Origin of the sequence: uncultured Bacteroides sp. (assembly GCF_910585845.1) — a bacterium.
Classification (GTDB): Bacteria; Bacteroidota; Bacteroidia; order Bacteroidales; family Bacteroidaceae; genus Bacteroides.
The window spans coordinates 23,857-39,095 of the sequence record NZ_CAJUHF010000020.1 but is presented as its reverse complement, the minus strand read 5'-3'; the positions used below and the strand labels follow the sequence as shown (position 1 = coordinate 39,095).

Below are 15,239 nucleotides of genomic sequence, written 5' to 3'. Positions count from 1 at the left end.
GCTTACTCTTTTGGACGGAAGACAAATACCCACAGGCTGATGGCAATCAGCGAAAGGATGAAGGAGGCAGTCAACGCAACCGCCAGCACGACTAACTTTTTCGGATAGACCGGCTTCGCCGAACTGTACGCAGCGTCCACCACCCTGCCCGCCTGCTCGTCCGGAGAGTTTACCAACTCTTCCTCCTGCAATTTCTGCATCAGAAACAAATAGACGGTCTCTTTGATACGCTGCTGGCGCTTCATCTCGATGTACTCCCGCTCCTGAGTGGGCAGGGCACTCAACTGATCGCTAAATACCCGGTTTTTCTTTTTTATTTCTTCCAAGCTTGCACGTGTACTTTGCCGAACTGCGTCTATGGCTTCCGACAACATCTTGCGTTGCTCAGTCAGTTGCTTCTCGGCAAGGAGCAGAGCCGGATTCTCTTTTTCGGAAGAGAGGAGCAGACGCTGGCGGTCGAGCACCAGTTGATTGTAGAGAGCAATGGACTTTTCGCCTACCCCCTCCACGGCGGGCACGGAGGCATACTCATTCTGCGGGTTCCGTATGTAGTCTGCCACATAGTCTAACATCTTGAGACGAACTTCCGTCCCCAAAATACGATCCTCCAGTTCCTTATAACCCGAAATGGCGACTTGGGCGTATAAAGTCGGTTCCGGTATGTTGTTCTGCTTCTTGTAGGCTTCTATCCGGTGCTCCAGATAGGCAAGTTCCATCGTCACGCTATCCAGACGCTCTTTCACAAAACGGGCATTGCTGACGGCTTCTTTCACCTTCACATCTCGCGAATACTGGTTGTAGACAGCCATCAGGGTGTTCAGCACGTCATATCCCCGCTGCTTGTTCTCGTCTTCAAACAGGAGGAGGACGATGTCCGAAACGGTCTCTTGCGCACCAGCATATAGGTCATCATACAGATCCTCGTAGGTCTGCTGCAACGGAGTGATCCGGATAGTCAGCTTCCTATCGTCACGGACAGGAACGTCCGCATTCTGCATGACCGTGATTGTGCCTACGGGCAATTGTAGAGGACAAGGTAACGGCTGACCCTTTACTTCCACGGTTTCAAACAGATCCGATTTGATTTGTGCCGAACGTATGGCTCCATCCGACAGGGTCAGCTTGAGCTTCATTGGCCGACTCAGGGTATCTAAAAACTGTTCCGGGAAGAGCAATCTTATCGGATTGGTATTTCTGTAGAGCAGTACATTCTTCCATCCTTTCCATTCGCGCGTCTCCACCTGATATTCTGTCTCGAGTATCGCCTTGCTCATGTTGGAACGCGAAGTCAGCACAATGACTTCGTCCTCCACGCTACTGCCCGACGCACTTCCACCCAACATGGCACTTATGCCTGCACTCTTCAGCATCTTCAGTTCGGACATCATGCCCTGGTTGTCACGGATGAGCTGCATGCGCGCCGTGAACTGGTACTTCTTGGGCGTGACCATCAGGAAACAGATGGCGGCGATTAAACAAACCGTTCCGATAGATATGTATATCTTCCAGTAAATCAGGAATTGCCGCAAGAGGGCACCAATATGTATGTTTTCATCATTCATAACTGAAGTGTGATCTATTTAATCAATAATGCGATGCCCAGCGATACCAGTACAGACAGTGCGCTGATAATAGTGGATGCCAAGGAGACATTGAACTGCCCGTTCTGACTGTATTGGGCGTTTCCTTTCCTGGCTTTGTTGGGTTCTACACAAAGGATGTCATTCTGTTGTAAATAGTAATAGGGCGAAGTCAGCGTCTCTGCGGAGGTCAGGTCGAAACGGTGATACTCCTTTTTCCCGTTGTTATCGCGGATCAGAAGCACATTGTTACGGTTGCCGTAGATGGTCAAGTCACCGGCCATGCTGAGGGCATCGAGCACGGAGAGGCGTTCGTGGGACACGGTTACCGTTCCGGGTCTGTTCACCTCACCCAGTACGGAGACTTTGAAGTTTCTGATCTGTATCGTGACAATCGGCGATTTGGCATAGGCGGAAATCTTTTCTGTCAGCATGTTCGTCAGTTCGCTGCGTGTCATGCCTGCCACGTGCAGCCTGCCAAGCACCGGAAAGTCGATATTCCCTTCCGGACTGACCAGATAGGTATGCAGCACCGGAGTGGAGCTTACATAAGTGTCTTCCGCAGACAAGTAACTGGTAAGGGGCATATTGAATGCGGCTACTGCCTTGGGGTCTGTTCCCGATACCGTGATAGACAACTGGTCGTCGGGCACGATACGCAGTGCGTAGTCGGCAACCTCTCCCACAATCTCCGCCGAACGGGAGTCCAAATCCTGAAAATAGGTAATCGTATTGTTCGTGGTTCTGCACGAAGTGAATAAGAAAAACGAAAGGACGAATATAATTGTTGTAATCTTCATTGTGTACTTCCTAATGGTTTGAGTGACGTCTGAATAATTAGCCACAAAAATAAAACATTTATGTCAATAAACGCTATAATTGCTTATTTATTGTCAGATTGCTTTATAAATTGCGTCCGATAACAGGATAAATTATATCCGGTAACGGAATGCGCTGCTTCAGGCATCCTGCCCTTTTCTCGAAACACATCAACTTCATACCAGCTCCAAACATATAGGCATGAAGAAACATGAAGTTGACCCGATTCTAACATTGAAGATTCGCGCGCGAAAATACCCTGACTGCTTCCCCAAGTCTAGAAAAGATACCAGCCATATTGTATGATTTACATTTTTTTTAAAGAAAGATGCCTTGAAACTGGCTTATATCCGATATTTCCGTTATTTTTGCAACATGATTGAACTGGCACAACATATAGAAGCTTTATTATTGGAGAATGACTGCGTCATTGTTCCGGGTTTAGGAGGATTTGTAGCTCATTACACTCCAGCTATGCGAATGAAAGAAGAGAATATCTTCCTGCCCCCTACGCGTGTTGTCGGCTTCAATCCCCAACTGAAGATGAACGACGGACTGTTGGTACAGTCTTACATGTCGGTGTATGGCACCAGTTTCTCGGATGCTACCAAACGCGTAGAACGTAAAGTGGAAACGCTGATCACCGCCCTGCATGAGGATGGCAAAGTGAACTTGCCCAACATCGGCGAAGTGTACTACACGATACATAATACATTTGACTTCGCGCCATACGACAATAAGATTGCCACTCCTTATCTATATGGCTTGGATACCTTCGAGATGAAAGAGTTGGCGATAATAGAAAAACCTGCGACAGAGAAGGTTATTTCCATTCCTGCATCCACCGAAGTACAGAAGGTGAAACGTATTCCTGCCGTCCGGTTCAACCGTACCTATCTGGCAAATGTAGCTGCAGTAGTGCTTGCCATTGTTATCTCTTTCTTCTTCTCTGCTCCGATAGAAAACACGGAAGTGGTCGAAGAGAATTATGCCCAGTTGCTTCCGGAAGAGTTGTTTGAAAAGATAGAAAAGCAATCTTTAGCCATAACGCCAATCATCGTAAAGCAGACTCTTTCTACGCAGAAAGCCAGCGGTAAGCAAACTGCGAAACCGAAAAAGGTAGTAGTTCCGGTCGCCGTGAAGGAGGTTAAAGTCGGTAAAGCTCCAGTCGCTTCTACCGATGCGAAAGCGAAAAAGGAAACTCCCCGCCCTGCTACCGAAAGCAACGTGGCAAAAAAAGCGACGCAACCTGCCGCCCAATCGGCAGTTTCTGCTCCTAAGAGACCGTATCACATTATCGTTGCCAGTGTAGGAACCGAGCAAGATGCCCGGAAGATGGCCGAACAGTTGGTTACCAAGGGGTATGCCGGTGCAAAGGCTATCATCGGAGACGGCAAGATGCGGGTAAGCATCGAGTCATGCGGTACGGAAGTGGAAGCCTACCAGACACTGAAAAAGATTCGTGAAAACGAGACTTACAAGAGTGCTTGGGTGCTGAAGAAATAATGCTTTATACTTGATTTTTAATTCCTTGATATTTATTCTTTTTCCATTACGCTTATGAAACGTGTACGTTGTCCTAAATGCGATAATTACCTTTTGTTTGATGAAACCAAATATAGCGAGGGCCAGTCGCTGGTCTTTGTCTGCGAACATTGCGGGAAGCAGTTCAGCATCCGCTTAGGAAGAACAAAGATGCGTGCTCCTCAAAAAGAAGAACGTCCGGATGAGGAGGAATTTAAAGATGCCTTCGGAAGCATCACAGTGATTGAAAATGTGTTCGGCTTCAAGCAAGTACTGCCCCTGCAGGAGGGAGACAATGTAATCGGCCGTCGTTGCATCGGGACAAATATCACCACCCCTATCGAGACATCGGATATGAGCATGGACCGCCGCCACTGCATCATCAACGTAAAACGGAACAAGCAAGGCGGACTGGTATATACCTTGCGCGATGCGCCCAGCCTGACAGGTACTTTCCTGAACAATGAGATTTTAGGCGACAAAGACCGCATCCGCATTGAGGACGGTGCGATAGTTACCATCGGCGCCACTACATTCATTTTGCGCAGCGGGACGAACGAAAATTCCGATGAATCCAAGTAATGCATGCGTTATTAGAAAAGATAAAATAAAGAAGGGTGAGGCAACTGCCTCACCCTTCTTTATTTTATAGATTGGTATATCGGTTAGAGAATACCTTTCACTGTTTCCAACATTCCTTTTTCCTGAATGGAATCCAGATCAGCCTTCACAGCAGCAGTAAGTCCCGGAATGTTATTCAAGTCTTCGCCCCAGATAGATGTTGCGGCAAGTACGCCTTCGGCAACCTTCTGAGTGTCGTCCGTAGCCCACAAATCCTTCAGCAACTGCATGATTTCCGGAGCGTCATTCGGAACGATTTCAGCGCCATCTTCACGGACACCGCCTTTGTAGTAGGTGATGATAGCAGCCAGACCCAGAACCAATCCTTTCGGCAGTTCGCCCTTGCGTTGCAGGTAAGTCTTCAAACCGGGCAGGTCACGGGTTTCAAATTTCGGGAAAGAATTCAGCATGATGCTGGTTACGGCATGGTCAACAAACGGATTGTTGAAGCGTTCCAGTACATCTTCGGCAAATTTCTTCAACTCATCTTTCGGCAAATTCAGCGTCTCCATCAGCTCGTCAAACATTACCTTGTGGATGTACTGTCCGATAACCGGATGCTGGCAAGCATCGCGCACGATATTCACGCCCGACAGATAAGCAACAGGAGAAAGGACAGTGTGCGGACCATTCAGCAAAGTCACCTTTCTTTCGTGATAAGGCTCTTCGGAAGGCACAAACAGTACGTTCAGACCTGCTTTGTCGGCGGGGAATTCCTTGGCAATCTCTTGGGGAGCTTCGATCACCCAAAGATGGAAGATCTCTGCCTGAACCACCAGATTATCATCATATTGCAGTTTCTCTTTGATAGCTGCGATATCTTTGCGGGGGAATCCCGGTACAATACGGTCTACCAGCGTAGCATATACACCGCAGGCTTCTTCAAACCAAGTCTTGAACTCGTCGCCCAACTGCCACAGTTCGATGTACTGGTAGATGGTTTCTTTCAGTTTGTGACCGTTCAGGAAGATAAGTTCGCAGGGGAAGATGATCAGACCTTTGCTCTTGTCGCCGTTGAAAGTCTTGAAGCGGCGGTACAGCAGCTGAGTCAGCTTGCCCGGGTATGAGGAAGCAGGAGCGTCAGTCAGCTTGCAGGAAGGATCGAAAGCGATACCGGCTTCCGTTGTGTTGGAGATGACAAAGCGCATTTCCGGTTGGTCGGCAAGCTTCATGAACTCTTCGTTCTGAGAATAAGGGTTCAACGCACGGCTGATTACGTCGATCATAGTCAGGCTATTCACGGTTTCGCCTTTATCCAATCCTTGCAGGTTTACGTGATAGAGGTCGTCCTGAGCGTTCAGCATGTCTACCATACCTTTTTCGATGGGCTGCACCACTACGACGCTACTATTGAAATCGGCTTTCTCGTTCATGTTGTAGATGATCCAGTCGATAAATGCACGCAGGAAGTTTCCCTCACCGAACTGGATGATACGTTCCGGGCGCTGAGCCTTGGGAGCGGTTTGTTTGTTTAATGCTTTCATTTCAATAATACATTTTAAATGATTGATACTATTTAGTTTATTCAAATTCAAAGTAGAAGTTGATGTTTTCTTTCATCAGCACATCAATGGGCATATACTTCACTGCGGTCACCGGACGCTTGAAGACAACGTGGTCGCATAGTGCCTTGATTCCGCAATAGCCTTGCAATCCGGGACGTTGCCCGATCAGATGGTCTACTTCGCCCGATTTCAGATAACCGACGTTCTTTGGCAGAAGGTCGTAGCCCACCAATCCTGCCAGCTTATGCCCCGTCTCATGCAGGTAGTCCGCCACCTGATATACACGCGAATTGAAGACAACTCCCAAGGCGGCTTTCGGGTGTGCTGCAAAGAACGATTCTAACGTGCGACAGTTGGCTACATCATCTTCTTTGGTCAAGATGACATCGTGTACAGCCAAATTACTGTTTTCCTGGGAAATATAACTCATAAAGCCGTCCAGACGGCGTTGCATCTGTATCTCTGCCGGACTGTCTTTCTTATTGTTCAGAAACAGGATCAACTCCTGCCCTTCTTCATACTTCCGCATCAGGATTTTGGCGGCGATGTATCCGCTCATCCGTGAATCCTGTCCGATATAGCAGATCGCATGAGTGTCTTCGATATTGAAATCGATAAAGGCATATGGCACGTTCTTCTCTTCCAGGCTAGAGGTAAGGGCAAGCGTCTCTTCACGGAAGTTGGGTGCTATCAGCACAGCGTCCGCAGCTTCGCACCTGACCCTTGCACAAACAGCCTCGTAGGAAGGTCTGTCGGCATGGTGATAATACAGATATTCAACGCTGACATTGAACGGGCGCAACTCTTGTGCCGCACGGTTGATGCCCGCTGCTACGGCATGCCAGTAGTCATGCTCTATATAATAAGGTATAATACACAGCATGCGGTAACGCTTCTTTGCCGCCAGTCCGATGGCGAACATATTGGGATGGTAATCTATTTCATCCAAGACTTTCCGGACCTTCTCGCGACTTGCTGCGGAAACATCTCCGCGGTTGTGCAACACGCGGTCTACTGTCCCGGCAGAAACTCCCGCCATGCGGGCGATGTCTTTAATAGTGTAGTTCTTGTTTTCCATAATTCTCTTGTGCTTCGCCCGAAGGCGATAAAGGTCTCACGTTTAAAACTTAAATATTATAAATATTTGCCGCAAAGATACGAATAATTTTGTTTCTCCAAGTAAATTTTCTACTTTTGTGTTCGATAACGGTTAATAAAACTAAAAACCAATATTAAACCTATTAGCTTTACTATCAATACTATATAGGTATAATCATTGAAAAGTAATATTTTTATATACTTAAAACACAGTAGAATGAAAAAATTTATGGATGAAAACTTCCTGTTGCAGACAGAAACCGCACAGAAGTTGTATCACGAACACGCGGCTAAGATGCCGATTATCGACTATCACTGTCACCTGATCCCCAAAATGGTAGCAGATGACTATCAGTTTAAATCACTGACCGAAATCTGGTTGGGCGGCGACCACTACAAATGGCGTGCTATGCGTACTAATGGCGTGGACGAACGTTTCTGCACCGGTATGGACACAACCGATTGGGAGAAGTTTGAGAAATGGGCGGAAACCGTGCCTTATACTTTCCGCAATCCGCTATACCACTGGACACACCTCGAACTGAAGACTGCTTTCGGCATCGAAAAGATACTTAGCCCGAAGACTGCACGTGAGATTTACGACGAATGTAACGAGAAGCTTGCCAAACCGGAATATTCGGCACGCGGCATGATGCGTCGTTATCATGTAGAAACGGTTTGTACGACGGACGACCCCATTGATTCATTGGAGTACCACATCCAGACCCGCGAAAGTGGTTTCGAGGTGAAGATGCTGCCTACATGGCGTCCTGACAAGGCAATGGCAGTGGAAGTTCCGGCGGATTTCCGTGCTTACGTAGAGAAACTGGCGGAAGTGAGCGGCGTGACAATCTCCTGCTTCGACGACATGGTGGCTGCCCTGCGCAAGCGTCATGACTTCTTTGCCGAACAAGGCTGTAAGCTGTCTGACCACGGTATCGAAGAGTTCTATGCAGAAGACTATACGGATGCCGAAATCAAAGCTATATTCAATAAGGTATATGGCGGAACGGAACTGACAAAAGAAGAGATCCTGAAGTTCAAGTCGGCTATGCTGATCGTATTTGGTGAAATGGACTGGGAAAAAGGCTGGACACAGCAATTCCACTACGGGGCTATCCGCAACAACAACAGCAAGATGTTCAAGTTGCTGGGTCCTGACACCGGCTTCGACTCAATCGGTGAGTTCACCACTGCCAAGGCTATGGCGAAGTTCCTCGACCGTCTGAACTCTGCCGGAAAACTGACGAAGACCATCCTTTATAACCTCAATCCGTGTGCAAACGAAGTTATTGCCACCATGCTGGGTAACTTCCAGGATGGCACGGTTGCCGGTAAGATACAGTTCGGATCGGGCTGGTGGTTCCTCGATCAGAAAGATGGTATGGAAAAGCAGATGAATGCCCTCTCCGTACTCGGCTTGCTGAGCCGTTTTGTAGGTATGTTGACGGATTCACGGTCGTTCCTCTCCTACCCGCGTCATGAGTATTTCCGCCGTACGTTGTGTAACCTCGTTGGCCGCGACGTAGAGAATGGCGAGATTCCGGCTTCGGAAATGGAGCGTGTAAATCAGATGATTGAAGATATCAGCTACTACAATGCCAAGAATTTTTTCCAATTCTAAGAATTGGTCCGGGCTTTGTCCGGCATTGTATTGAAGGCTTTTTAGGTAGGAGTTATCGGAAGTTGAACCCCGGTAACTCCTACTGTTTTTATGCCCTGATCCGACGTGGCGCTGAAAAAGGTTCCAAGTTTTCTTCGACAAAAAGAACAGAACCACAAGCAGAATCTCTCTTTTTTTCCTTATATTTGCCGTCACTTTGCCATAAAAAGTGGCGTTTTTTTCAAAAAAAGGAGAAACAGATGAAAGTAAACTTTATAAGCCTCGCAAGCGGAAGCAGCGGCAACTGTTATTATATTGGCACTGAAACATACGGAATACTGATTGATGCAGGCATTGCCGTGCGTACCATCAAGAAATCACTGAAAGAAGTGGGAATCGGAATGGAGATGATTCGTGCAGTCTTCATCACCCACGACCACGCAGACCACATCAAAGCCGTGGGCGGATTGGGCGAAAAGCTCCATATCCCCGTTTATACCACAGCACGCATCCACGAGGGCATCAACAAGAGCTATTGCATGACAGAAAAACTGTACACCTCTGTCCGCTATCTGGAGAAAAGGCAACCGATGCAACTGGAGGATTTTCGTATCGAATCTTTTGAAGTTCCGCACGATGGCACGGACAATGTAGGCTATTGCATTGAGATTGACGGTAAGGTATTCTCATTCCTCACCGACCTTGGCGAGATTACTCCTACTGCAGCACAGTTCATCCGCAAGGCAAATTACCTGATACTGGAAGCCAATTATGACGATGAAATGCTACGCATGGGTACTTATCCCCAATATCTGAAAGAGCGCATCACCAGCCGCACGGGGCATCTGAGCAACATGGCGACCGCCGAATTTCTGGCCGAAAACATCACAGAGGAGCTGAAATATATCTGGCTTTGCCACCTGAGCAAGGACAACAACCATCCGGAGCTGGCTTATAAGACGGTGGAATGGAAACTGAAGGACAAGGGTGTATTGGTAGGTAAAGACGTGCAGCTCTGCGCATTAAAGCGTAACACTCCCTCTGAACTGTATGAGTTCGATTAGAAAAAGCCGCTTTCATCAAGAAAAAAGGATGGGATTATTTGGATGTATAAAGGGAAAATACTACCTTTGCACCCGCAATTAGGAAAGGTAATGCACTCTTAGCTCAGTTGGTAGAGCAACTGACTCTTAATCAGTGGGTCCAGGGTTCGAATCCCTGAGGGTGTACAACGAAAGGAATGGTCATCAAACGATGACGATTCCTTTTGTTGTTTATATAGGTTCATACCCGCTCCGGCGGAGAAGAGAATCAACAAAAAGATAGCTGAATGTGCTATTTTATATCACAATAATACGATTACAGCATATTGCATAACACATATCAATATTAAAAGTGCTATTCCAGCATATTTTCTGGTATCAGGATAGAGTGATTCACTGACATTTCGACATATATTTCCCCTCCTAAAGGCTATTGTGGCAGAAAAAGTTCCTATTCTGAGGAGATTAGGTTACTTGTTACAGCGGATAAGATTATGTGTTACGGAGCATAACATTACTTGTTATGGGTAATAAGGTTATTAGTTATGGCCACAAAGGTCACCTCTGCCAGCGTAAACCTTAACTTTAGGTGTCTTTTACCTGTCGATTATCCCTTTTAACCCCTTATTTTTTCTAGAATACTTGTAAGTATTTCGATATCCATCTATTATTCTGACGATTACAGATTTTCTTTCGCGTATTTCCAAACGAACTGATATCCCGGTCGAAAGAAACGATTCTCGCCCGATTAGAAATGCAAAATGTCAGAATGATAAATGCCCTTCTTTCGCACCATTTTAAAGTCTTCCTCCCTCATTCCGATATCATCCAGTGGGTGCGGTTTGTTATGGCCGTTCAGATAGACAGCCGGAACAAGGTTGTCCGGCAACTCCATTGCCTGGTTAGAATTGGTAGTGGAAGATTCAGAAACTCTACTTTTCATTCTACGATAAGGATGAACAGATGTATTTCATTAACAATTACTCCTTTTTAACATGAACCGGAAAATGGAATGAATGAAAGGTTTTGATTTTCTTTCAGCTTCCTTCTGAGAGTTATTTTTGCGGATTTTTATCTGTTTTCAAGAAGGAACATAGCGGACTATGTGACAAAGGGAAGCGGGTAAAAAGACCGAAAATAGACTCAGAAGGTGCTGAGGAAACCTTTAAAAAAGAAAATTAAAACGGTTTCTTAGATAAATCTTTCGCAAAAACATCTTATATTTGTCTTCAGAAGGCAAAACTTCAATAAACTTAGTAGAAACTTATAAAGACGGTTATTTTATGAAAAAAGGTAATTTGAAACTGGCTGCCACGATCATGGTTTGTGGAGCCTTTCTTTTCAGTTCATGCATCGGCTCTTTCGGATTGCACAGCAGACTGGTTAATTGGAATCAAAGCGTTGGCACTAAGTTCGTAAACGAACTTGTATACCTGGCATGCAATATTATTCCTGTGTATGAAGTCTGCTATTTGGCAGACGCGTTAGTTATCAACTCTATTGAGTTCTGGAGCGGCTCCAACCCAATGGCTAACGTAGGCGACGTGAAGAAGGTGAAAGGTGAAAATGGAAATTATCTGGTAGAAACGCTGAAAAACGGTTACTCCATCACCAAAGAAGGCGAGAACACCGCCATGCAACTGATCTATGACCAGGAACTGAATACCTGGAATGTCGTTGCAGAGGGTGTCAGCACGGAAATATTGCAAATGAACGGCGACGGTACGGCACAGATGTACCTGCCTAATGGCGAAGCGATGAACGTTACATTGGATGCCCAAGGCGTAGCTGCCGCCCGTCAGGCAACCATGATCGATACTTATTACGCTGCAAGATAAGCCAGCCGCAACCGAGAGTTGAGAACCGAAAGCAAGGGAACCGCCCGGCGACGACTATCGCATGGCAAGGATTTCCTCTTCCGGCTCTCAACTTTCTGCTTATCAGAAAGGATATCCCACCGCAAAATGGAATGCAAAGTCGCGTCCGAACTTAGGATGCGCAATGGGCAGACGAACTGCTCCCTCTTCAGGATTGACCGCCTTCATACCTCCATCAAAACGAAGCACAAAGAAATCCAAGTCAAGGCGCAATCCTAAGCCATAAGCCACCGCTATCTGCTTATAAAACGTATTGAAACGGAACTTGCCCCCCGGCTGGTCTTCGTATTCGCGGAGCGTCCAGATGTTTCCCGCGTCCACAAACACCGCTCCCCTGAACTTCCAGAACAGCCGCGTGCGGTATTCGATACTGGCATCCAGCTTGATATCTCCCGACTGGTTCAGGAAGTTATTGTCACCTGCAAAAGAACCGGGTCCCAAGCTGCGCACCGACCATCCCCGCACACTGTTCGCGCCTCCCGAGAAGTAGCGCTTTTCAAAAGGAATCACCCGCGCATTGCCATACGGAATGGCAATGCCGCCTCCTACGTGGAACGCGATGGAGTTGCGGTTATCAATCACAATGTTCTTGGCAAAATCCAAGTCACCCTTTATGTATTGCGCATACGGAATACTCAGAATGGTGTATTCATCCTTGTCGTTCCTCTTCAGCCGACTCATCTTCGAGATAGCATATAGCAGGTTTCCTGCCGACTCGAAGTTGAAACGTATGCTGTAAGAGTTACCTATGACCGAATTGTTTATCAATGCCTGCCCCGCACTATTGTATGTATAGCTGTACCCGGTACGAACAATCAGGCGGTCTTCGTAGTTGTACTTCAGAATATAATTTTGCTCCTTCTCCAAAAAGTCCTCCCTGAACTGCGGCTCTATCCAAGGCATGTACAGGTAATTGACGTCCAGCAAGTCTATGCGATGCTGCGACCGCTGGCGCTGGACACCCCACTTATAGCTCCACGAAGCCGAAGCCACAATGCGGGTAAACTCCGGACGCATCTGATAATTGTATTGCACGCCAAACTCCGTAGTAGCCCGTATCTTCCTCTTGAAGTCATTCGACAGGAAAGGGAACATGAAGCGGGGGAAATTGATACTGCTCTCCACCCCAAGCTCCGTATAGTTGTTGTGCGCATATCCCAGCCCCGATACTGCCTCATAAGCTCCACGCAACTTGACCAAAAAGGTTTCGGAGCCTTTGAACACATTGCGGTTTTGGAAAGAAACGGATGCCGCAGCCCCCAGGTCGCCCGATGAATTGGTGCCTTCCAACTCGAAGGAAATGGCCTGGTGCTTGTTCTTGGTCAGCATGACGTATGTATTCAGCTTGACACTGTCTCCCACTTGTGTCTCAAAGAAGCGGATATTGGTATATTTCAGTACCGGCAACCGTCCGAAATTGGAGTAAGTGCGCTGTATGTTCGATTCATTGTAAAGCTCGCCTTCGGTGATACGCAGATTGTCCACCAATACTTTGGGTCGCAGATAGAGCTTGTCTTTGTAATAAATAGGGATTCCCTTGTAGTGTATGGAGTCGTTCACCTCCACACTGCTCAATGCGGAAGTCTGCAAGACATTATAATCTGCGATGAAATTCACCTTATTGATGGAATACTGGGGATGGTTTCGGGGCTCTTCGTCAGCATGTTGCCTATAGTTTGCCAGATGCAGCGTGAGGTCTACCTGGTGAGTGCCGCGCACTGTGTCCGCCGTATAAGAAATATAATCCTTATTGAATTTATAGTATCCGTTCTGAAGAAGCTTGCTGGTGATACGCTGCCGCTCGCTGTCCAGCAGGTTGACATTGAAGTACATACCCTCCGACAGGTAGGTCGATGCGGAGTCCTTCTGTATATACTCCCGTATCTTCTCATCCTGAATGTCGTATTTCAGGCTGCGGACGATATACGGCTCGCCTGTGGTCACCTTGTACTCCAGCTTCAGCTTCTTCTTCTTTACCTTCGTAATGTATTGCACGGTAGCCCCCATGTATCCCATGTTCTGCACCGCTTTGGTCATTTCGTTACGCGAACGCTCCGTCTCTTCCTTGCTGTAGATCACCGGCGCATCTCCCAACCGACGCAATGCCCGGTTCATCCAGCGGGTAGAATCCCTTCCTGACCAGTTATAGACATACAATTGCGTCTTGACCAGACTGAACCACTTGGAATTTGGATTTTGCCGTACATAGATATAAAGCCCGGATGGCTTTACGTTCTTGCTATCGGTATGTATACGCACTTCATCCAACAAGTATGAACCATCGGGTACATATTTGGTAGTCGAGCAGGAAGCTAATGCAAATAGTACAGCAATAAATATAACGTGACGGAGACCTTTCTTCATACCAGATTTTGTAAATTGCGCATAACAGCCTACAAATATAAATCTATTTTTTCTTTCCCGAAATAAAAAAACAGACGAAGTGTCCCCTCTCTTTTGATTATATAGAAATAAACATGTACTTTTGCTCAACGATAACATTAGAATTATGGCACTAAGTAAGAACTGCATCAAATATATCCACTCGCTGGAATTGAAGAAGAATCGTAAAGCCGAGAAAGTATTCCTGGCAGAAGGACCTAAACTGGTAGGTGACTTATTGGGGCATTTTCCCTGCCGTTTCTTGGCAGCTACCCCAGAGTGGATGTCGCAACATCGCTCGCAGCTTCAGGCAGAAAACATCGTGGAAGTCTCTACAGACGAACTGTCCCGTGCCAGCCTGCTGAAAACCCCACAGCAGGTACTTGCCCTATTCGAACAGCCCGAATACGAGACAGATCCTTCCGTCATCAGCCGCTCCTTGTGTCTGGCTCTGGACGATGTGCAAGATCCTGGCAATCTGGGCACTATCATCCGCCTGGCGGACTGGTTCGGAATAGAACACATCTTCTGCTCGCAGAACACCGTAGATGTATATAATCCAAAAACCGTCCAGGCAACAATGGGCGGCATTGCCCGCGTAAAGTTACATTATGTCTCCTTGCCCGCTCTTATTCGTGACCTGAAGGACATTCCTGTCTACGGGACTTTTCTCGACGGAGAGAATATGTATGCACAACAGCTCTCCTCCAACGGATTAATCGTGATGGGCAACGAGGGCAACGGAATAGGAAAAGAAGTGGAACAACTCATCAACCGAAAGCTTTATATCCCCAATTATCCGGCAGATCGGGAGACTTCCGAGTCGCTTAACGTCGCAATTGCTACGGCAGTTGTCTGTGCCGAGTTCCGGCGACAGGCTGCATTGTTGTAAAATCGAAAGGATAAAATAGATAGGGCGTCAACCCCTTGGGGAGGCATTCTTTCCCGAAAGGCAAAGGAGGCTCCTTCGATATGTTATCCAGCGCAGGGAAAACAGAAGGCACCCCTACCTCAACCTCCTGTCTGTCAAGCAAAGCAATAACCCCGGGAAACCATTCTACCCCTTCTATCTCTTCCGTCAAAGGAAAAACAGACCGGGCACTTCCCTGCTCCACTTCTACCACATGCTGTTTGAAATAGCCATATCCGGAAACGAATATGAAATGTGCCGCATACCGCCTCATACT

General features: G+C 47.1%; 13 protein-coding genes and 1 tRNA gene. 7 read left to right on the top strand and 7 right to left on the bottom strand.

The genetic code is table 11. The features are described from left to right. Positions 1-2: 2 nt before the first annotated feature. Complete coding sequence (locus tag QZ323_RS07645; protein WP_294634010.1) at positions 3-1,562, bottom strand: GNVR domain-containing protein; 1,560 nt, start codon at positions 1,560-1,562, stop codon at positions 3-5. Positions 1,563-1,576: 14 nt separating this feature from the next. Then, on the bottom strand, positions 1,577-2,380 hold the full coding sequence (locus tag QZ323_RS07640; RefSeq protein ID WP_294634009.1) for a polysaccharide biosynthesis/export family protein: 804 nt from the start codon (positions 2,378-2,380) through the stop codon (positions 1,577-1,579). 394 nt (positions 2,381-2,774) lie between these two features. Here QZ323_RS07640 and QZ323_RS07635 point away from each other — a divergent pair, with 394 nt between their 5' ends. Together QZ323_RS07635 and QZ323_RS07630 are read left to right on the top strand one after the other, a co-directional pair. After that, a complete protein-coding gene (locus QZ323_RS07635; protein WP_294634030.1) occupies positions 2,775-3,905 on the top strand; it encodes an SPOR domain-containing protein in 1,131 nt (376 codons plus the stop codon). Positions 3,906-3,959: 54 nt separating this feature from the next. Next, complete coding sequence (locus QZ323_RS07630) at positions 3,960-4,505, top strand: FHA domain-containing protein (RefSeq protein WP_294634008.1); 546 nt, start codon at positions 3,960-3,962, stop codon at positions 4,503-4,505. Positions 4,506-4,588: 83 nt separating this feature from the next. Here the strand turns inward: QZ323_RS07630 and QZ323_RS07625 are convergent, their stop codons facing one another. Then, a complete protein-coding gene (locus QZ323_RS07625) occupies positions 4,589-6,028 on the bottom strand; it encodes a tagaturonate reductase (protein ID WP_294634007.1) in 1,440 nt (479 codons plus the stop codon). 37 nt (positions 6,029-6,065) lie between these two features. After that, positions 6,066-7,127, bottom strand: a complete 1,062-nt coding sequence (locus tag QZ323_RS07620; RefSeq protein WP_294634006.1) for a substrate-binding domain-containing protein — start codon at positions 7,125-7,127, stop codon at positions 6,066-6,068. A gap of 237 nt (positions 7,128-7,364) precedes the next feature. Here QZ323_RS07620 and uxaC point away from each other — a divergent pair, with 237 nt between their 5' ends. From uxaC to QZ323_RS07605, 3 genes are all read left to right on the top strand, one after another. Next, positions 7,365-8,771, top strand: coding sequence for a glucuronate isomerase (gene uxaC, locus QZ323_RS07615; RefSeq protein WP_294634005.1), 1,407 nt, complete (start codon positions 7,365-7,367; stop codon positions 8,769-8,771). A 239-nt stretch (positions 8,772-9,010) separates the two neighbouring features. Beyond that, positions 9,011-9,814 carry an MBL fold metallo-hydrolase gene (locus tag QZ323_RS07610; protein ID WP_294634004.1) on the top strand — a complete coding sequence of 268 codons (804 nt, stop codon included), beginning with the start codon at positions 9,011-9,013 and terminating at the stop codon, positions 9,812-9,814. 92 nt (positions 9,815-9,906) lie between these two features. Beyond that, positions 9,907-9,979, top strand: a tRNA-Lys gene (locus QZ323_RS07605). A 562-nt stretch (positions 9,980-10,541) separates the two neighbouring features. Here QZ323_RS07605 and QZ323_RS07600 read toward each other — a convergent pair. Continuing rightward, entirely contained in the window at positions 10,542-10,736 is a 195-nt protein-coding gene (locus tag QZ323_RS07600) for a hypothetical protein (RefSeq protein WP_294634003.1), read from the bottom strand. A gap of 340 nt (positions 10,737-11,076) precedes the next feature. Here QZ323_RS07600 and QZ323_RS07595 point away from each other — a divergent pair, with 340 nt between their 5' ends. After that, positions 11,077-11,631, top strand: a complete 555-nt coding sequence (locus QZ323_RS07595; RefSeq protein WP_294634002.1) for a DUF3332 domain-containing protein — start codon at positions 11,077-11,079, stop codon at positions 11,629-11,631. 102 nt (positions 11,632-11,733) lie between these two features. Here QZ323_RS07595 and QZ323_RS07590 read toward each other — a convergent pair whose 3' ends face one another. Beyond that, positions 11,734-14,034, bottom strand: coding sequence for a BamA/TamA family outer membrane protein (locus QZ323_RS07590; RefSeq protein WP_294634001.1), 2,301 nt, complete (start codon positions 14,032-14,034; stop codon positions 11,734-11,736). Positions 14,035-14,179: 145 nt separating this feature from the next. Between QZ323_RS07590 and QZ323_RS07585 the strand changes: the two genes are divergently transcribed. Continuing rightward, complete coding sequence (locus QZ323_RS07585; protein ID WP_294634000.1) at positions 14,180-14,944, top strand: RNA methyltransferase; 765 nt, start codon at positions 14,180-14,182, stop codon at positions 14,942-14,944. Here the strand turns inward: QZ323_RS07585 and QZ323_RS07580 are convergent. Continuing rightward, the gene (locus QZ323_RS07580) at positions 14,895-15,236 is read right to left on the bottom strand and encodes a hypothetical protein (protein ID WP_294633999.1); all 342 of its coding nucleotides are present in this window, start codon (positions 15,234-15,236) and stop codon (positions 14,895-14,897) included. The two genes, QZ323_RS07585 and QZ323_RS07580, sit on opposite strands and share 50 nt — an antisense overlap. Positions 15,237-15,239 lie beyond the last annotated feature (3 nt).